At 68.2% G+C, this 19,210-nt stretch carries 11 protein-coding genes and 1 tRNA gene; 4 read left to right on the forward strand and 8 right to left on the reverse strand.

Annotated features, from left to right (window positions below; translation table 11 throughout):
* Positions 1 to 5: 5 nt before the first annotated feature.
* Positions 6 to 1,148, reverse strand: coding sequence for a cellulose biosynthesis protein BcsN (bcsN, locus tag AncyloWKF20_RS13445; RefSeq protein ID WP_279314533.1), 1,143 nt, complete (start codon positions 1,146 to 1,148; stop codon positions 6 to 8).
* 289 nt (positions 1,149 to 1,437) lie between these two features.
* Between bcsN and bcsA the strand changes: the two genes are divergently transcribed.
* From bcsA to AncyloWKF20_RS13465, 4 genes are read left to right on the forward strand one after another with little or no spacing between them, the layout of a single operon-like run.
* Entirely contained in the window at positions 1,438 to 3,645 is a 2,208-nt protein-coding gene (gene bcsA / locus AncyloWKF20_RS13450) for a UDP-forming cellulose synthase catalytic subunit (protein WP_279314534.1), read from the forward strand.
* A gap of 5 nt (positions 3,646 to 3,650) precedes the next feature.
* Positions 3,651 to 6,311, forward strand: a complete 2,661-nt coding sequence (locus AncyloWKF20_RS13455; RefSeq protein WP_279314536.1) for a cellulose biosynthesis cyclic di-GMP-binding regulatory protein BcsB — start codon at positions 3,651 to 3,653, stop codon at positions 6,309 to 6,311.
* Positions 6,308 to 7,357: a glycosyl hydrolase family 8 gene (locus tag AncyloWKF20_RS13460; protein ID WP_279314537.1), complete on the forward strand. Its 1,050-nt coding sequence runs from the start codon at positions 6,308 to 6,310 to the stop codon at positions 7,355 to 7,357. The genes AncyloWKF20_RS13455 and AncyloWKF20_RS13460 overlap by 4 nt, the downstream gene beginning before the upstream one ends.
* A complete protein-coding gene (locus tag AncyloWKF20_RS13465; RefSeq protein WP_279314538.1) occupies positions 7,348 to 9,657 on the forward strand; it encodes a hypothetical protein in 2,310 nt (769 codons plus the stop codon). The genes AncyloWKF20_RS13460 and AncyloWKF20_RS13465 overlap by 10 nt, the downstream gene beginning before the upstream one ends.
* A gap of 59 nt (positions 9,658 to 9,716) precedes the next feature.
* Here the strand turns inward: AncyloWKF20_RS13465 and AncyloWKF20_RS13470 are convergent.
* From AncyloWKF20_RS13470 to fdnG, 7 genes are all read right to left on the reverse strand, one after another.
* A tRNA-Sec gene (locus AncyloWKF20_RS13470) sits at positions 9,717 to 9,812 on the reverse strand.
* On the reverse strand, positions 9,766 to 11,784 hold the full coding sequence (gene selB, locus AncyloWKF20_RS13475) for a selenocysteine-specific translation elongation factor (protein ID WP_279314540.1): 2,019 nt from the start codon (positions 11,782 to 11,784) through the stop codon (positions 9,766 to 9,768). Before selB ends, AncyloWKF20_RS13470 begins: the two co-directional genes overlap by 47 nt.
* Positions 11,781 to 13,193 (reverse strand): L-seryl-tRNA(Sec) selenium transferase, encoded by a 1,413-nt coding sequence (gene selA, locus AncyloWKF20_RS13480; protein WP_279314541.1) that lies wholly within the window; start codon positions 13,191 to 13,193, stop codon positions 11,781 to 11,783. The genes selB and selA overlap by 4 nt, the downstream gene beginning before the upstream one ends.
* A gap of 10 nt (positions 13,194 to 13,203) precedes the next feature.
* Positions 13,204 to 14,118 (reverse strand): formate dehydrogenase accessory protein FdhE, encoded by a 915-nt coding sequence (gene fdhE, locus AncyloWKF20_RS13485; RefSeq protein ID WP_279317973.1) that lies wholly within the window; start codon positions 14,116 to 14,118, stop codon positions 13,204 to 13,206.
* A 211-nt stretch (positions 14,119 to 14,329) separates the two neighbouring features.
* Positions 14,330 to 15,043 carry a formate dehydrogenase subunit gamma gene (locus tag AncyloWKF20_RS13490; RefSeq protein WP_279314542.1) on the reverse strand — a complete coding sequence of 238 codons (714 nt, stop codon included), beginning with the start codon at positions 15,041 to 15,043 and terminating at the stop codon, positions 14,330 to 14,332.
* Positions 15,043 to 16,026 (reverse strand): formate dehydrogenase subunit beta, encoded by a 984-nt coding sequence (fdxH, locus tag AncyloWKF20_RS13495; RefSeq protein WP_279314543.1) that lies wholly within the window; start codon positions 16,024 to 16,026, stop codon positions 15,043 to 15,045. The genes AncyloWKF20_RS13490 and fdxH overlap by 1 nt, the downstream gene beginning before the upstream one ends.
* 13 nt (positions 16,027 to 16,039) lie before the next feature.
* The gene (fdnG, locus tag AncyloWKF20_RS13500) at positions 16,040 to 19,126 is read right to left on the reverse strand and encodes a formate dehydrogenase-N subunit alpha (RefSeq protein WP_279314544.1); all 3,087 of its coding nucleotides are present in this window, start codon (positions 19,124 to 19,126) and stop codon (positions 16,040 to 16,042) included.
* Positions 19,127 to 19,210: the final 84 nt, after the last annotated feature.

Here is a 19,210-nt window from a genome sequence, read left to right on the forward strand (position 1 = left end):
GGGGCCTATTGGCTGGGGGTCGGGTAGGTCGTGGCACCCGGCACCAGCCGCACCGGCTCGCCCACGGTCGAGGTCGCCGGCGTCGTGCGGGTGGAGGACGGCGTGACGCCCGGCAGGGTCGGCGGGGTGGCGAAAGGCGTGTTCTGGCTGGGCGACTGCACCGGGCGGGCCGGGGCGCGGTCGATCACCGTGCCGGCCGGCACCTGGCCGGGCGTCACCTTCGGCGTGGTGCTCGGCGCGAGCTGGTTCGAGACGGCCGGTCCCGGCACCTGCGGATAGCCTTCCACCGGATCGACGAGGTTGCCCTGCGGATAGGCGCCGGGCGCGCCGGGCTGATAGACCGGCTGGGCCTGCGGCACGGCCGTGCCATAGCGGCGCGTGCTGCGGGCGCGCGAGGTCTCCGCCGGCGCGGTGGTCTGCTGCGGCTCGCCGCCCATCCAGCCACCGAGCACGGTGCCGTCGCCCTGAAGGCCGGAGGGATAGGACATCGGCCCGCCGATCTGGCCGAGGCCCGCCGGCTCGCCCATCGGCTTGCCATAAGGCTGCCAGGCCTGCGGCAGGAAATAGCCGTTGATCGAATAGCGGTACATGACGCGCAGCAGATCCTGCTCGCTGGCGCCGACCTGACACAGGCGCAGGCGCATGGAGAGGATGCCGCGGTCGCGCCAGATCACATAGAGCGGCACCTGCGACTGGATGCGCTGCCAGGCATAGATGCACAGCTCGCCATTGCCGGCATTGCCGATGGCGTAGTTGAACGGCCCGTAGCGGTTCTGCACGAAATAGTTGGAGACATGCATGGCGACGCCGGGCACGCGCTCCAGCATCTCGTCATCCAGCAATTCGTCGTTCAGATAATCGTCCTGCTTGAGATTTTCCCAGCCGGTGCGGCCCTTCACCGGGCCGAAGAACACGACATGGATCGCGTTCTGGCCGGGCGTGCGGGCCTGCGTCTCCAGCACGATCTCCTGCTCGACCGCGTTGAGATAGTCCGTCTCCAGCACGGTGACGACGCGCGGCGTCGAGCCCGGCTCGGGGAGGATCAACGCCTCGGCCACGGGCACTTCAACGGTCGCGGTGGCGACCTGCGGATTCTGGCCGACCAGCGGGTACGGGGCGCACCCCGCCATGGCAAGGGCGACGGACACCGCAAGACACCCGAGGCGAGCTATGCGCCTGTTCCGTCCAATCATGAGCCCTTCAAGCGCTTGAGCCGTCGCCGTGACGACACCCCCCACTCCGCCCGCTTTCCAACGAATCGACGCGAGACGCCCCCGAATCACATGCGTCGGCGGACTTTATCCTGCCCGTCCCTCCGGTGGAATCGAGCACGGACAAAGCGGACGGGCCCTTGGATAGATTTCCTCAACCTCTGGAGCGTAAGACACAGTCGGTAGTGTGCGGCCCCGCACGGCTGGAACCGAGGCTAAAGACACGATGCGCAAGGCATGGGTTGCCGGCCTGTGGGCTATTTCTTCGCTGATCGTGGTGTTTCTCATCACCCTGCCGATCAGCCTCCAGGCTCATCTCATCGCCGGCTGCATCGTTGTGCTGGCCATGATCCTCTTGAAGACCTTCGGCCCGCCGGTCGGCGTCTTCCGCATGATCGCGCTGGCGCTCGGCACCGCCATCGTGCTGCGCTACGTCTATTGGCGGACGACCTCGACGCTGCCGCCGATCTCGCAGATCGAGGACTTCATCCCCGGCTTCATGCTCTACATCGCCGAGATGTACAGCGTGTTCATGCTGTTCCTCAGCCTGTTCGTCGTGTCCTCACCCATGCCCTCGCGGGTCTCGCCGGCCATTCCGCCGGGCGAGGAGCCGACCGTCGATGTCTTCATTCCCACCTATAATGAAGACCCGCACCTGCTTGCCTCCACCGTCTCGGCCGCGCTGAGCCTCGACTACCCCGCCGACAAGTTCACCGTCTGGCTGCTGGATGATGGCGGCACCGACCAGAAGTGCCAGCAGGACGACATCACCAAGGCCACCGAGGCGCAGCAGCGCCGGGCGGAACTCACCGCCATGTGCGAGGGCCTCGGCTGCCGCTACCTGACGCGCGCGCGCAACGAGCACGCCAAGGCCGGCAACCTGAACAACGGCCTCCAGCACTCCACCGGCGACCTCGTCGTGGTGTTCGACGCCGACCACGCGCCCACGCGCGACTTCCTGAAGGAGACGGTCGGCTTCTTCCTGCAGGACGAGAACCTGTTCCTCGTCCAGACCCCGCACTTCTTCATCAATCCCGACCCGCTGGAGCGCAATCTCGACACGTTCGAGCACATGCCGTCCGAGAACGAGATGTTCTACGGCATCATCCAGCGCGGCCTCGACAAATGGGACGCGGCGTTCTTCTGCGGCTCGGCGGCGGTCATCAACCGGCGGGCGCTGGCCGAGACCAACGGCTTCCAGGGCATCACCATCACCGAGGACGCCGAGACCGCGCTCGAGCTGCACTCGCGCGGCTGGCACTCGATCTATGTCGACCGCCCGCTCATCGCCGGCCTCCAGCCGGAGACCTTCGCCAGCTTCATCGGCCAGCGCTCGCGCTGGGCGCAGGGCATGATGCAGATCCTGCGGTTCCACTTCCCGCCCGGCAAGCGCGGCCTCTCGCTGCCGCAGCGCCTCTGCTACATGTCCAGCACGCTGTTCTGGCTGTTTTCCTACCCGCGGCTGATGTTCCTCATCTCGCCGCTGTTCTATTTGTTCTTCTCGCTGGAAATCTTCAACGCCTCGGGCGCCGAGTTCTTCGCCTACACCACCACCTATATGCTGGTGAACCTGCTGATGCAGAACTACCTCTATGGCCGCTACCGCTGGCCATGGATTTCCGAGCTGTACGAATACATCCAGTCGATCTACCTGTTCCCGGCGCTGATCTCGGTGATCGCCAACCCGCACAAGCCGACCTTCAACGTCACCGCCAAGGGCGAGACACTGGAAGAGGGCCATGTGTCGGAGATCGGCCGGCCATTCTTCATCGTCTACGGCATCCTGATCGTCGGGCTGCTGGTCACCATCTGGCGGCTGGTCACCGAGCCGTTCAACGCCGATGTCATCATCGTCGTTGGCGCGTGGAACGTGCTCAACATCATCATCGCCGGCTGCGCGCTCGGCGTGGTGTCGGAGCGGCGCAACCGGCGCCGCACCCACCGCGTCGACCTGATGCGGCGCTGCGAACTCGTCATCGACGGCGTGTCCTATGGGGCGATGATCGACGACGGCTCGCTCGGCGGCGCGCGCGTGCGGCCGAACCCGAACGTCACCCTGCCGGAGCTGGACCGCGGCCATGCGGCGGTGCTGCGCTTCAAGCCCATCGCCTCCAACATCGCCATCGACACGATGCCGGTCACCATCCGCAACGTCGAACGTGATTCGGACGGCACGCTGATCGGCACCGAATTCGCCCCCACCGAGCCGATGCATCACCGGCTGATCGCCGACCTGATCTTCGCAAATTCCGACCAGTGGAAGAAATTCCAGGAGTCCCGGCGCCGCAATCCGGGGGTTCTGCGCGGTACTATCAATTTCCTTCGAATTTCGATCTTTCATACCGGCCGCGGCCTGTCCTATCTGGTTCACCTGCACAAGCTGTGGCGGGAGCGGCGCCAGCGTCCGGTGCTCGCCCCGGCCAAACGCGGATAATGACCATGCGCGCTCTCCACCCGATCGCGGCGCTCGGCTTCCTGGCCGCCCTCGCCGGTGCCGCAGCCGCGCAGCAGAGCGGCGCCGCCGGTCAGGGCACGGGCTTCTCGATGACGCCGCCGGTCTCCGGCTACAGCGCGCCCGCGACCCCCGCCTCGCCCGGTGGCGTGCCGATGGCCCCGCCCGCCGGCAACCGCGCGCCCGGCGCCGGTAACCTGCCCGGCGGCACGCCGCGCGGCCTCGCCGAGCAGGACGGCCCCGCCGCGCCGGCGCAGGGCGAGCGTCTGCCGACCACCGGTCTCGGCGTTCCCGGCGAGGCCGGCGCCCCCGCGCCGACCGCCGCCCCCTTCCAGATGCGGCCGGGCCAGCCCGCGCCCGCCGCCCCGCGCGTCGCCACCCCTGCCGTGCCGGCGGCGCCGCCCAGGCCCGACCGTTTCATCATCCCGCAGCAGCGCATGATCTTCGCCGGCGAGGCCGCGGCCCGCGCCTGGACCATCAACCTCACGCAGGAAGAGGCCAGCCGGCAGGCGACCTTCCTGCTCAGCTACATCAACGCCGTCGTGGTGATGCCGGAGACCTCGCGCATCCGGGTGACCATCAACGGCCAGGCGATCATCGAGACGCCCATCGCCTCCTCGCAGGAGCCCTCGCGCTTCTCGGTCGCGGTGCAGCGCGGCACGCTGCGCGCCGGCGCCAACCTCATCCGCATCGACGTGATCCAGCGCCACCGCACCGACTGCGCGGTGAACGCCACCTATGAGCTGTGGACCGAGATCAATGGCGAGGGCACCGGCCTGTCCTTCGCCGGCGGGCGCCCGCCGCTCACCGGCGGGCTCGACGACCTGCCGGCGGTCGGCTTCGATTCCAAGGGCGTGACCAACATCCGTGTCGTGACCCCCGGCCCGATCGAAGGCGGCGGCTCCACCCGCGTGCTGCGCGTCGTGCAGGGCCTGTCGGTGCGCGGCCAGTTCCCCAACCCCGCCGTCACCATCGCCGAGGGCGCGCAGGGCCCCACCCCGCCCGGCGGCCTCACCGTGGTGATCGGCACTGCCGCCGAGCTGCCGCGCCTCATGGCGAACGCGCCGGGCGATGCCCGCCAGCGGCCCATCACCACCTTCCTGGAGGATGACCGGCTCGGCGCGCCGACGCTGGTGATCTCCGGCCCGACCCCGGCCGATGTCGACCGCGCCATCGAGCGGCTGAACGACATCACCATCCCGCAGACCGACGCCATCAACACGCTGACGCGCTGGGCGCCGAGCGCGCCGCTGTTCAACGGCGCGCGCACGGTGCGGCTCGCCGATCTTGGCGTCAGCACGCAGGAATTCTCCGGCCGCCGCTACCGGGCCGAGTTCCAGATCGCCCTGCCGCCGGACTTCTTCGCCGAGGCCTATGGCAACGCCAATCTCTATCTCGACGCCGCCTTCACAGCCGCGGTGCGGCCGGGCAGCCATGTCGACATCTATGTGAATCAGCAGATCGCCTCGACCCTGCCGATCACCGCGCGCGGCGGCGGGCTGTTCCAGCATGAGCCGATCTTCATCCCGCTGCGCAATTTCCGCCCGGGCATCAACCGGCTCTGGCTGGAAGTGGTGCTCGACACCGAATCCGACGCGCGCTGCCTGCCGGGCGCGACCCTGCCGGCCGACAACCGCTTCGTGCTGTTCGACAGCTCCGAATTCTCCATGGAGAACTTCGCCCGGATCGGCCGCATGCCGGACCTCGCCGCCTTCGCCGGCGACGCCTTCCCCTATGATCTCGACGGCAGCCCGATCGCCGTGGTGCTGGCGCGGCAGGACGCCTTCACCCTCTCCGCCGCCTCGACGCTGATGGCTCGCCTTGCCCAGTCCAATGGCGCGCCGCTGCCGATCGACGCCGCCCCCGCCTCGGTGACGCTGGGCGAGCGCAACGCCATCTTTGTCGGTGGCATCGACCAGATCTCCGCCAGCGTGCTCGACCAGGTGAGCATCGCCGAATCCGTGCGCGCCAACTGGGTGGTCTCGGCCGGCGACGATGGCGGCACCGCCAATTCCACGGACAGCGCCAATTACGACAACGTGCTGGAGCGCTTCCGCAACCGGCAGGCCGGGGAGGCCGCGCCGGTGCCATCGACCCCGCCCCCGCCCGCCGCGCAGACCACGCCCGAGGTCTATGAGCGCTGGCGCGAGAGCGTGCAGGGGCGCGGCGGCTTCTACGCCATCATCGACGGCTTCGAGGGCTGGCTGCAGCGCACCTTCTCCATCGGCTTCAACTCGCTGCGCATCCAGGAAGGCCAGCGCACGCGCTGGGAGCCGCCGCCGCGCACCTCCGTGCTGATGGCGCAGGGCAACAGCACCAATGGCCGCTCGGCCTGGACGCTGGTGACGGGACGCACCTCCGAGGCGCTGGCCGCCAATATGGTGCGCTTCACCGCCGATCCCGTCTGGAACCGCATCGGCGGGCAGGCGGTCGCCTTCCAGTCCGCCAATGGCGAGGTGGAACGGCGCGACGTGACGAGCTACCGCTTCATCGTCACCCAGCCGCTGACCTTTGGTAATTTCCGCATGATCGCGGCCAACTGGCTCTCGACCAACATCATGCCCTATGCGCTGATGCTGCTCGTGGCCGGCACCGTGCTCGGCATCGCCACTGCCTTCCTGCTGCGACGACTGGGACGCCCGACATGATGAAATACCTCGTAGCCGGCATCCTCTTGCTTGCCTGCGGGGTGTTTCCAGTAAAGGCCCAGAACATCCAGATACCGATCGACGCCTGGAACGCCTACATGAAGGCGTTCGTCGACGATTCCGGGCGGGTCGTGGACACCGCCAATGGCGGCATCAGCCATAGCGAAGGCCAGGGTTACGGAATGTTGCTGGCCTATTTGGCTGGTGACAGAAGTAACTTTGAGCGCATATGGAGTTTCACGCGTACCGAGTTGCTGATTCGCGACGACGGACTCGCTGCATGGCGCTGGGATCCTGCTTCAAAGCCGCATGTGACCGACGTCAACGCCGCGAGCGACGGCGATCTGTTAATAGCCTATGCACTGGCTCGGGCGGGCAGGACTTGGGGATACCAGCCTTATATCGACAGCGCACAGAAGATCGCCCGCGCCATCGGGCGCAAGCTGGTCGTGCGCGACGGCAGCCGGTCGATTCTTCTTCCCGGTGCCACCGGCTTCAGTTCAAAGGACCGGCCGGACGGCCCTATACTGAATCTATCCTATTGGATCTTCGAAGCTTTTCCGGTGATGAAGCAACTCGCGCCGGAAACCGACTGGGACGCGCTGTCGCGCTCCGGCATCGAGCTTCTGCGCATCGCGCAGCTTGGTCCCGCGCGCCTGCCGCCCGACTGGATATCCGCCCCGACGAATGCGCCGGTCACCGTGGCCGAGGGGTTTCCCCCGGTCTTCGGTTACAATTCGTTAAGGATATCTCTTTACCTGTTGCGGGCAGGGATTGCGGACGCAGAGCTTCAGGATTCGTTCCGGAGGAGTTGGCTGACCGAGAACGGGGGAAGCCCCGCGGTGGTCGACATTCCCACCGGGCGCGTGGTCACGCGGCTGACCGAACCGGGCTATCGCATGCTCGGCGCGGTTCTGGCCTGTGCCCTCGCGGCGACCCCGATCCCCGACGATCTGCGGCGGTTTGAGCCTACGCTCTACTACCCGTCGACTTTGTTTCTTTTGGGCTGGGCCTTGGTCGCGGAGAAGTATCCGAGATGTCTCTAAAGCGAGCTGCTCTGCTGATCATGCTGGGAGGCGCCGTCCTCCCCGCGATCGCTCAGCAGATCGAGCTCCCGACAGGCTCCGGATCCACCACCAACCGCCCCAAGGTCGACGAGACCGCCCTGCGCTACTTCGCCTCCCAGGGTGATACGCGCCGCCTCGAAGCCGAAATCGCCCGCCTGCGCGCGCTCTACCCGGACTGGTCCCCGCCCGGCGACCTGTTCGGGCCGCAGTCCGATGTCGAGCTCGAGCGCATGTGGAAGATGTATGCCGAGGGCAAGTACAGCGATGTGCGCAGCGCCATCGCCGCCAAGCAGGCCGCGGATTCGTCCTGGGAGCCGCCGGCGGACCTGATCGCCCGGCTCAACGAGGCCGAGACCCGCCAGCGCCTGATCAACGCCTCAGACGGCCAGCAGTGGAACACCGTGCTGCGGCTCGCCACCGACCAGCCGGGCATCCTGACCTGCACCAATGTCGACATTCTCTGGCGCGTGGCCGAAGCCTTCGCCAAGACCAATCAGGTGCCGCGCGCGCTCGACGCCTACACCTATGTGCTGACCAACTGCAACGACGCCAATGAACGGCTGGCGACGATGCAGAAGGCCATCCCGCTGCTGACGGACGATCAGATCGCCAATCTGATGAAGCTCGAGCGCAAGGATGCCGAGGGCAAGCCGGAATTCGACGTGCTGCGCGACGATCTCATTCGCCGCCGCATGGGCGCCGCCGCCGAGAACCCGGAATATTCGGTCCCCGAGGCTGACATCAAGCGGCTCGAAGTGCTCGCCAAGCAGAATGACCAGCCGGGCGACCCGCTGCTGCTGGGCTGGTATCTGTTCCGCCATGACGAGGCCAGGCGCGCGCTCGACTGGTTCAAGCTCGCGCTCGACCGCAAGGGCGGCCCGAAGTCGGCGGAAGGCTATGTGCTGGCGCTGAACTTCCTCGGCCGCGCGCTGGAAGCCGAGCCGATCGCCTTCGAGTGGCGCGATTCCGCCCCGGAGAACAACAAGGCCTATCTCGACGTCGTCATCAGCCTGCTGACGGCCGACCCGCCGCCGGTGCTGGACGAGATCGTGCTGGCGCGCTTCAGCCCTGTCGTCATGCGCGACAAGTACGTGCCGGGCGCACAGGCGCTGGGCTGGTACGCCTACAATACCGGGCAGATCGTCACCGCCCAGTCCTGGTTCGAGACCGCGCTGAACTGGGATCCGAACGACGAGCCGTCCGCCTATGGCCTGGCGCTCACCTTCTGGCGCCTCGGCGACCGGGCTCGCCTCGCGGCCATCGTGCAGGCCTGGGGTGCCCGCTCCGAGCGCATCGTCGCGCTGGTCGATCCCAATGTCCGCGCCCGGCTCGAGGCCCGCAACGCCCAGACCTCGCATCTGCGCATCACCGATCCGCTGGTGGCCGCCGCCGCCCGCATGACCCCGACCCCGACGCTCACCCCGCCGCCGATCGGCCAGCCGACCATCGGCGCGGGCCGGACCTATGCGCCGGGCGCGGTGAACTACCCGACGGCGCCGAGCGCGACCACCGCCATGTCCTATGCCGGGCAGGCCTTCCAGCCGATCCCGCAGCAATTCCAGGGGGCTTCCGGCGCGGTGCGCACCCCCGGCACGGCGCAGTTCCAGCCGATCCCGCAGCAGGGTGAAAGCTATGCCGGCCAGCCCGGCACCGGCTTCGCGCCCATCCCCGCCGTCACCGCCGATCAGGGCTATGCCAGCGAGCCCGTGCCCACCCCGCCGCGCCGGCGCAACCTCGCCCAGTCGACCGCCCGCTCGGGCAATGCGGCGGCGGGCGGCGGCTCGGGCGGAGCGGCCGGCGAGGCGCTGGCGCGCGCCTGGCAGCTCATGGAGCTGAACCGGCCGATGGAGGCGATCCCCTCCTTCGACTACGCCATCAAATACGGCACGGGCCGCGTCGCCGAAGATGCCGCCTATGGCAAGTCGCTGGCCTATATCCGCAAGGGCATGACCAATCAGGCGCAGGCCGCCGCGCTCGAAGCGCCGCAGAACCCGCGCCGCTCGCTCCAGCTCACCGGCGACCTGCTGGCCCAGAGGGCGCTCGAATTCTACCGCGACGGGCGCTATGTCGAGGCGATCATCGCGCTCGACGAGCGCGCCCGGCTCGGCCCGGAGCAGCAGGATCTGATGATGCTGCGGGCGTGGAGCTACTACCACATCCGCGACTTCCAGTCGGCCAACCGCCTCTTCAAGGCCCTCTCGCTGCAGGGCAACAAGGAAGCGATGAGCGGCGTGCTCGCCGTCGACGCCGCCACGCGCAAAACCCGCGACGCCTACTGACCCGCGACGCCTGCTGACCGGCGACGCCGACGGAGGCCGTCGCCGGCGGCGGGGAAAACTGGCGGAAGAGAGTGGGAGTCGAACCCACCAAGGACCGTCTCGCGGCCCCTACCGGATTTGAAGTCCGGCCCCATCACCGGATGGGACGCTCTTCCATCGCCCGCCTGTCGCGGGAAGTTCACTCTCGCCGATCGCGCCGAACAGGTCCAGCCGGTGCGGGTTGATGCGGCGCTGGTCGCCCCGGCGCAGCGTCACGCCATGGCGGTCGAAAAACTCCAGAATCTGGATAGCCACCTTGCGGCCGGCCGGCGCCGCGTCGCGCTCGACCCGGTCGCGAAAGGTGCTGGCGCCGAACTGCCGGTCGGGTGAGGCCGCGGCGAGTTCGGCGGCCATGCCGACCAGTTCGGCGACGCTAGCGCGCAGGAAGAAATGATCGTGCGCCACCTCGTCCACCCGGCCGAGCCGGGCCAGCAGCTTCATCAGCCGGCGAATATCGGCTTCCGCCTCGCCCAGCAGCCCGGCGAGATCACGCACGCGCGGCGGGCGGAAGCGCTCGGCGCCGCCGAGCCTGGGGGCGATGGCCTCCCAGACAATTTCATCGGCTTCCGTAAGTCGGACCTCATGGCCGGCAAGGCGCACCCAGGCGCCCTCCAGCACCAACCCGCCTTCCTCGGCGAGCCGACGCAGCGCCTCGGTAAAGGCGGGCTTGGGCAGGCGCGGGGTGAGGGAAAGCCGCAGCTTCTCCGCCCCCATGCCGGCCAGATCGGGATTGGCGGCGTGGAAACCGGCGAGCGTCTCCAGCATCGCCTCGCGGTACAGCGCCCAGCGCCGCACGGAGAGGACGATGCGCGCGCCGGGCGACCCGAACAGGATGAGCCCGAGCGCCGCCGCCAGATGCTCGGTCGCGCCGATCTCCAGCGCCCGGTCGCGGACGAAGCCGTCGAGATCGAGATGATAGGGATCGAGATCGAGCAGCCGCGCCAGCACCGTCGGCGCGTCGCCGGCTTCCAGCGCCGCGAGCTGCGCCAGCCGCTCCGGCGTCCGCCGCTTGCGGGCCGGGGCGCGCAGATCGAGGAAGCGTCCGCCGCCGATGGTCCGCTGGGCCGAGGTGTCGCGAATGACATAGCGGTCGCCCACCGCCGCCGCGATCGGCCGGTCGAGCACGAGCTGCGCCCACCCCTCCCCGCCGGGCGCGATCGCCTCGTCCGACAGCGGCACCAGCCGCGCGCCGACCTCGACCGAGGCATGGTGCAGCCGCACCGGGAACCACGCGCCGAGCGGCTTCGGCTCACCCGCGAGGACGGTGACGCTCGCGTCGATCCGCACGGTGGGGGCGTGCAGCGCGGGGTCGAGCACCATGTCGCCGCGATGGATGGCGTCATGGGTGATGCCCTCGCCGGCGAGATTGAGCGCGCAGCGGTCCCCGGCGCGGCCCTCCTCCGCCCGGCGGTTCTGCGCATGGATGGAGCGCACGCGCGCCGTGAGGCCGGAGGGGCTGACGCTCACACTGTCGCCCAGCCGCACGGCACCGGAGAGCACCGTGCCCGTCACCACCGTGCCGGCGCCCGCCAGGGTGAAGCAGCGATCCACGGCGAGGCGAAACCGCCCCTCCCCCGCGCGTCCGTGAAAAGCGGCGGCCATGGCGACGAGGCGGCCGCGCAGATCGTCCACCCCCTCGCCGGTGACCGACGAGACCGGCAGGATCTCCGCCCCCTCAAGGCCCGTGCCCTCGATCAAAGCGGCGATCTCGGCGCTCACCTGCGCCCGGCGATCCGCGTCGGCGAGGTCCGCCTTGGTCAGCGCGACGACCCCCCGGCGGATGCCGAGCAGGTCGATCAGCGCCAGATGCTCGCGGGTCTGCGGCATTACCCCGTCATCGGCGGCGACGATCAGCAGCGCCGCGTCGATGCCGCTCGCCCCGGCGAGCATGGTGTGGATGAACTTTTCATGGCCGGGCACGTCGATGAAGCCGAGCGTGCCGGCCTCGGTCGGCAGATAGGCGAAGCCGAGGTCGATGGAGATGCCCCGCGCCTTCTCCTCCTTCAGCCGGTCGGTATCGACCCCGGTGAGCGCGCCCACCAGCGCGGTCTTGCCATGGTCGATATGCCCGGCCGTGCCGATGATCATGGCGCCGCCCCCAGCGCGTCGAGGCTGGCGAGAAATCCCGCCTCATCCTCCAGGCAGCGCAGATCGAGGAGCAAAGCGCCCTCATTGACGCGCCCGATGACCGGCACCGGCAAACCGCGCAGCCGCGTGGCGAGGCCGTTGAGCGCCCCGCCAGAGGCGTCCCCGGCCGGGCGGATGGCGAGCGCGGCGCTGGCCAGCGTTTCCAGCGGCAGCGCGCCGGAACCGATCTGACTGGTGCAGTCCGCCACCTCGACCGTGAAGCCCGGCCCGAGCCGCGCCGCCACCGGCGCGGTGAGCCGTTCGGCCACGGCGCGCAGTTCGTCGCGCGTGCGGGCGAGCAGGCGCAGCGTCGGCAGGCGGGCGGCGAGCCGGTCCGGATCGCGGTAGAGCTTCAGCGTCGCTTCCAGCGCGGCCAGCCGGATCTTGTCCACCCGCAGCGCCCGCTTCATCGGGTTGCGGTTCACTTTCGCGATCAGATCCTTGCGCCCGACGATGAAGCCGGTCTGCGGCCCGCCAAGCAGCTTGTCGCCGGAGAAGGTCACGAGGTCCGCGCCCTCCGCCACCGCCTCGCGCACGGTCGGCTCATGGGCGAGGCCGATGCGGGCGAGATCGACCAGCGTGCCGGAGCCGAGATCGTTCACCAGCGGCACGCCGCGCGCCCCGGCAATGCTCGCCAGCTCGCGCGCGCTCACCTCCTTGGTGAACCCTTCGATCCGGTAATTCGAGGTGTGGACCTTCAGCACCAGCCCGGTCTCGGGGGTGAGCGCGCCCTCATAATCGCGCGCATGGGTGCGGTTGGTGGTGCCGACCTCGATGAGCCTCACCCCGGCGCGGGCCATGATGTCCGGCATGCGGAAGGCGCCGCCGATCTCGATCAGCTCGCCGCGCGAGACGATGGCTTCCTTGCCGAGCCCGAGCGTGTTGAGCACCAGCAGCACGGCGGCGGCGTTGTTGTTGACGACGGTGGCGTCCTCCGCCCCCGTCAGCTCGATCAGCAGATCGCGCACATGGTCGTCGCGCTCGCCGCGCGTGCCGGTCGACAGGTCGAATTCCAGCGCGACGGCGCTGCGCATGGCGGCGGTGGCCGCCGCCACCGCCTCTTCCGCCAGCAGCGCCCGGCCGAGATTGGTGTGCAGCACCGTGCCGGTGAGGTTGAACAGCGGGGCGAGCGAGGCCCGCGCCGCGCCTTCCAGCGCGCTGGTGGCGGCGAGCGCCACATGGTCCGGGGTGGGCAGGCTCGCCAGCTTCCCGGCGAGGAGGCGGGCGCGCACCTCGTCCAGCGCGCCGCGCACCGCCTGCGTCACCGGCAGGCGGCCGAAGCGGGCGATGGCGAGCTGGCCGGAGGGCGTCTTCAGCACCGCATCGACGGCGGGCAGGTCGCGCAGGGAGGGACGGATGGGCGTATCCATGGCCGCCCCCTCAATAGCCGAGCAGGAACGGGTTGAACGCCGCCCGCCGGTACGGCCCCTCGCGCATCATCATGTCGAGCCCGAGCGAGCCGATATCGTCGGCCACCGGCTCGATGGTCATGTCCTTGTTCTGGTAGAGCACCTTCACATAGGTGCGGCACTCGTCGCAGGTCTCGGCCTTGATGGTCTCCGGCCCGCCCTCGATGCCCTGATAGCCAATGCCCTTGGTCGAGCCGCAGGCGCAGCAGCGGATGCGCACATAGTTCCACAGCGTCGCGCAGAGCGAACAGGCGCAGTAGCGGTTGCCATGGGCGTTCGGCCACTCGACGATGAGCGAGGCGACGGGCGGCCCGCCGCAGGCCGGGCACACGCCATCGCCCACCGGCACCAGCGCCTTGGCATCGAGCGTCGCGGCGAGACGCGCGGCATGCACCTGCAGCGCGGCGGCGACATAGACATGCTCGGCCAGCGTCTCCACCGGCATGTCATGGGCGAGCACGTCCCGCACCATCTGCGCGCGCAGCGCCCCGTCGGCGAGGCGCACGCGGGTGAGCGCCGCCTCGGCCTCCTCCGGCATCCGCACCTTGGCGGCAGCGTCGAACAGCGCGTCGAGCGTGGCGTCCAGCGTGTCGTCGAGCTTCACGCCCACGCGGTCGATCGGCGGCATCTCGAAGCTGCGGGCGCGCTCCAGCGCCTGCGGATCGGGCGCGGCGACGGGCGGCAGGGTCGGCACAATCGCGTGCTGGCCATCGACGATACCCGCCACGAAATTGAGAAACGGCGCCATCGGGCTCACCGCCGCATAGCTGCGCAGCCGCACAGCGCGGGCGGCGAACAGCGTCGCGGGATCGGGCAGCACGGCGAAGGGCGGGGTGGTGACCCCGCCAATCATCGAGGGGTCGGGCTGAAGGTCTTCCGGCATCATGTCCTCACGAACCGCACGGGCCACGTGTTGATGTGGGGCGTCGCGGGCTCGCGCCAACGCCCCGCTGCGGAACCGCGCGTGGAACGAAGCGCGGCATTGATTGATCGTCATCCCCGCCAAGCGCGGAGCGCGCAGAGCCGGGATCGGCATTGTTCGCGGCACGCGATCCCGGATCGACCTTCGGCCGTCCGGGATGACGGTTGCCCCCCGCTTACTCGGCGGGCGTCGCCGGTGGCTTGCCGGGACGGCTCACCAGTTCGCGCAGCCATTTGCGATGATGGCGCCAGGCCCAGCCGCCGGTGACCTCGCCGCGCGTCATCGCGCCGATCGTCCCCTTCACCCAGATCGCCGCATAGACGTGGATGATCCAGACGCAGATGATGACCACCGCCGCCATGGCGTGGACGAGGATCGCCCAGCGCTTTTGCGGGATGGTGGTGAGGTCATAGAAATACTGGTCCCACATCACGATGCCCGAGCCGATGAGCACGATGATGAGGCCGGACATCGCCCAGAACACGCCCTTCTGGCCGGCATTGTACTTGCCGACCTCCGGCATCTTCTCCTCGCGCCCGGCGAGCAGGTCGGCGGAATGCGCCACCCAGTCGACATCCTCGCGCGCCGGCAGGTTGGCGCGCCAGAAGCGGATGAACAGCAGGGCAAAGGAGACGAACAGCACCACGCCGATCCACGGGTGCAGCGTGCGCGTCCACTGCCCGCCGCCGAACAGATTGGTGAGGAAGAACAGCTTCGGCGTGAACAGCGCGAGGCCGGACAGCGCCAGCAGCACCAGGCTGATGGCGGTGATCCAGTGGTTGATGCGCGCGCCCACCGTGTAGCGCTTCACCTGCACGGGGTGGCCGGGCCGGACGGCATCGCCCGGCTCGACATCATCGGGGACATGCTGATGCGGGATCGCGGCCATCACACCCTCCCCTCGGGACGGGACGCCTCGTTGGGCGGCGGCGCGGTGCCGGCCAGCAGCTTCTCGGCGTTTTCCTCATCCTCCTCGGCCACCTTGTTCGGGCCGGCGACCATGTAGTGGAGGAAGCCCGCCGCGGCGGCAAAGCCCATCACGGCGAGACCGACATATTTGGTCACGCCCTTCCAGGTCTCGACGATCGGCGAGATGCGCGGATTGTCCGGCAGCCCGGCATAGAGCGAGGGCTGGTCGGCGTGCTGGAGCACATACATGACATGCGTGCCGCCGACGCCCGGCGGGTCGTAGAGGCCGGCATTCTCATAGCCGCGGGACTTCAGGTCGGTGATGCGGTGTGCGGCCCAGTCCTTCATCTCGTCCTTGGTGCCGAAGACGATGGCCTGGGTCGGGCACGCCTTCTGGCAGGCCGGGCCCTGGCCCACCGCCACGCGGTCCGAGCACAGCGTGCACTTGTAGGCGGTGTGATCGACCTTGGAGATGCGCGGGATGTTGAACGGGCAGCCCTTGATGCAATAGCCGCAGCCGATGCAGTTCTCGTGCTGGAAGTCCACGATGCCGTTGGAATACTGCACGATGGCGCCCGGCGAGGGGCAGGCCTTCAGGCAGCCGGGATCCTCGCAATGCATGCAGCCATCCTTGCGGATGAGCCATTCGAGGTTCTCGGTCTCCGGGTTCACCCATTCGGTGAAGCGCATCAGGGTGAAGGTGTTCGGCGTCAAATCCATCGGGTTGTCATAGACGCCGTGGTTGAAGCCGATCTCCTCGGTCAGGTTGTTCCATTCCAGGCACGCGGCCTGGCAGGCCTTGCAGCCGATGCATTTGGACACATCGATCAGCTTGGCGACCTCGGTCAGCCGCTGCGCGGGCGGCGTGACCTCGGAGGCCGAGCGGCGAAGAATGTCCTTCTCGCCGAACCTGGCGCTGGCGGCATCGGGGGCGGTCGACGGGTTGGGAATTGGGGGAAACATCTGCGCCGCCTCCCTACGCCACCGGCCCGGTGGACGCTTCGATATTGACCATGAAGGCCTTGAACTCGGGCGTCTCGATATTGGCGTCGCCCACGAAGGGGGTCAGCACATTGGCCGGGAAACCCTTGCGCGCCGCGCCGACGAAGCCCCAGTGAATGGGGATGCCGACCACGTGGACGGTCTTGCCGTCGATGGCCATCGGCCTGATGCGCTTGGTGACGACCGCCTTGGCGAGGATCTCGCCGCGCTTCGACCACACCCGGACCCAGCCACCCTTGGTGATGCCCTTCTCCCGCGCCAGTTCCTCGGAAAGCTCGACGAACTGCTCGGGCTGGAGCACCGCGTTCACGTGGTTGTTCTTGGTCCAGTAGTGGAAGTGCTCGGTGAGCCGGTAGCTGGTCGCCGCATAGGGGAAACCGGGGTCTCCCACATCGGCGAACTGCGCCCAGTCATCCTTGAACACGCGCGCCACCGGGTTGCCGCGCACCTTGGGCGCGATCACGTTGGCGACCGGGCTCTCGAACGGCTCGTAATGCACCGGGAACGGCCCATCCCGCATCATCTTGCGCGCGAACAGGCGTCCGACGCCCTCCGCGTTCATGATGAAGGGCCCCACATCCTGCGGCTTAGCGGTGGGGGCGATATCCGGCACGTCGTAGCCGGACCATTTCGCCCCGTCCCATTCGATCAGCTTGCGTGAGGGATCCCACGGCTTGCCGTCGCGGTCGCAGGAGGCGCGGTTGTAGATGATGCGCCGATTGGCCGGCCAGGCGAACGACCATTTCAGATAGGCGCCGGTATTGTCCGGGTCGGAATTGTCCCGGCGCGCCATCATGTTGCCGGCCTCGGTCCAGCAGCCGGAATAGATCCAGCAGCCCGCCGCGGTCGAGCCGTCGTCGCGCAGCACGCCGAAGCCGGAGACCTGCTTGCCCGCTTCCAGCACCTTCTTGGTCGAGTCGTTCGGATCGAACACGTCGGAGATGACGTAGCCGTTCATCTCCTTGGCGAGTTCCTCCGGCGCCGGCTCGCCCGGATCCTTGTAGGGCCAGTACAGGTTGAGGATCGGGTCGGGGAACGCCCCGCCCTCCTTGCGGTACATGTCCTTCAGCCGCAGATGGATCTGCGCCATGATCCAGGCATCGGTGCGCGCCTCGCCGGGGGGCGAGCCGCCCGGCCAGTGCCATTGCAGCCAGCGGCCGGAATTGACCAGCGAGCCCTCATCCTCCGCGAAGCAGGTGGTGGGGAGCTGGAGCACCTCGGTCTGGATGCTGGCCGGGTCGGTCTTGTTGTAGACGCCGTGATCTTCCCAGAAGCGCGCCGTCTCGGTCTGCAGCGGGTCCATGACCACGAGCAGCTTGAGCTTGGAGAGCGCCTGCGAGAGCTTGGCCCGGTTGGGGAAGGCCTGGAGCGGGTTGAAGCCCTGGCAGATGTAGATGTTCATCTTGCCGTTCTTCATCAGCTCGAAGGCGCGCAATATGTCGTAGAAGGCGACATCGAGCTTGGGCAGGTAGTTATAGGCCCAGTCGTTCTGCGCCGTCGCCGCCGGGCCGTACATGGCCTTCATGAAGCTGACGAAGAACTTCCGGTAGTTCTGCCAGTAGCTCATCTGGTTCGGCCGCAGCGGCTTGAAGCCGCGCGTCGACATGTAGGTCGCGATATCCGGCTCCTTCTCCGTCGGCAGGTTCAGATAGCCGGGCAGCATGTTGGACATGAGCCCGATATCGGTCAGCCCCTGGATGTTGGAGTGGCCGCGCAGCGCGTTCATGCCGCCGCCACGGATGCCGATATTGCCGAGGATGAGCTGCAGCATCGCCATGGTGCGGATGTTCTGCGAGCCCTTGGAGTGCTGCGTCCAGCCGAGCGCGTACATCGACGTCATCGCCTTGGTGGGCGAGGACGTCTCGGCGATCATCTGCGCGACCTTGAGGAACTTGTCCTTGGGCGTGCCGCAGATGCGCTCGACCAGCTCGGGCGTGTAGGTCGCGACATGCGCCTTCAGGAGGTTCCAGACGCAGCGCGGGTGCTGCAGCGTCTCGTCCACCACGGCGAAGCCGTCCGGCCCGATTTCGTACTCCCAGCTGTCCTTCACATAGTCGCGCTTCTCCGGGTCGTAGCCGGTGAACAGCCCGTCCTGATAGGTGAAGCCCTCCTTCACGATGAAGGACGCGTTGGTGAAGGCCTTGGTGTACTCCCACTGCACCTTGTCGGTCTGCATGCAGTGATTGATCACGCCGAGCAGGAAGGCGATGTCGGTGCCCTGCCGGATGGGCGCGTAGAAATCCGCCACCGCGGCGGAGCGGGTGAAGCGCGGATCGACGACGATCAGCTTCGCGCCACGTGTGGCCTTCGCCTCCGTGACCCATTTGAAGCCGCAGGGATGGGCTTCAGCGGCATTGCCGCCCATGATGACGACGAGGTCCGTGTTCCGAATGTCGGTCCACGAATTGGTCATTGCGCCACGGCCAAATGTTGGGGCGAGACTCGCCACCGTCGGGCCGTGTCAGACGCGCGCCTGATTGTCGAAAACCAGCATCCCCGTGCTTCGCACCACCTTATAGGTGGCGAAAGCGGTCTCGTTGGTGGTGGCGGAGGCCGCCAGCATACCGGTCGTGGTCCAGCGGTTGACGGTCACGCCGTCCTTGTTGGTGGCGACGAAATTGGCGTCGCGATCGTCCTTCATGGCGCGGGCGATCTTGTCGAGCGCCGCCTCCCAGGAGATCGGCTCGAACTTGTCCGAGCCCGCCTTGCGGATCATCGGCTGGGTGAGCCGCGTCTCGGATTTCACGATGTCGCGCAGCGCCGCGCCTTTGGGGCAGAGCGTGCCGCGATTGGTCGGGTGGTCGGCGTCGCCCTCGATATGGACGATGTCGGCCTTCTCACCCTTTCGCAGGTCGCCCTTGGAATAGATGATGATGCCGCAGGCGACCGAGCAATAGGTGCAGGTGTTGCGGGTCTCGGTGGTGTTGGCGAGATGGAACGGCTTGATATAGGCCGCCACCGCCGCTTCTGCCTCGCTGAAGCCGAAGGCTCCCAGCGTCGTACCCGCGATCCCCGCTCCCGACGTTTTCAAGAACGTCCGGCGCGAGAGCTCCATATTCATGGCGACCCTCCCGAGTTACCTTCCTATCCCCATCGGCCGATAGGGTAATCCAATCGTCAGGCTAGTTTCGAGCGGCTCCAATGT

Origin of the sequence: Ancylobacter sp. WKF20, from assembly GCF_029760895.1 — a bacterium.
Lineage (GTDB): Bacteria > Pseudomonadota > Alphaproteobacteria > Rhizobiales > Xanthobacteraceae > Ancylobacter.

Coding starts and splice junctions, on each gene's coding strand:
- fdxH (WP_279314543.1), bottom strand. CDS start 16,026: ATGTTTCCCCCAATTCCCAACCCGTCGACCGCCCCCGATGCCGCCAGC.
- fdhE (WP_279317973.1), bottom strand. CDS start 14,118: ATGATGCCGGAAGACCTTCAGCCCGACCCCTCGATGATTGGCGGGGTC.
- AncyloWKF20_RS13455 (WP_279314536.1), top strand. CDS start 3,651: ATGCGCGCTCTCCACCCGATCGCGGCGCTCGGCTTCCTGGCCGCCCTC.
- AncyloWKF20_RS13490 (WP_279314542.1), bottom strand. CDS start 15,043: ATGGCCGCGATCCCGCATCAGCATGTCCCCGATGATGTCGAGCCGGGC.
- AncyloWKF20_RS13460 (WP_279314537.1), top strand. CDS start 6,308: ATGATGAAATACCTCGTAGCCGGCATCCTCTTGCTTGCCTGCGGGGTG.
- selA (WP_279314541.1), bottom strand. CDS start 13,193: ATGGATACGCCCATCCGTCCCTCCCTGCGCGACCTGCCCGCCGTCGAT.
- selB (WP_279314540.1), bottom strand. CDS start 11,784: ATGATCATCGGCACGGCCGGGCATATCGACCATGGCAAGACCGCGCTG.
- bcsA (WP_279314534.1), top strand. CDS start 1,438: ATGCGCAAGGCATGGGTTGCCGGCCTGTGGGCTATTTCTTCGCTGATC.
- AncyloWKF20_RS13465 (WP_279314538.1), top strand. CDS start 7,348: ATGTCTCTAAAGCGAGCTGCTCTGCTGATCATGCTGGGAGGCGCCGTC.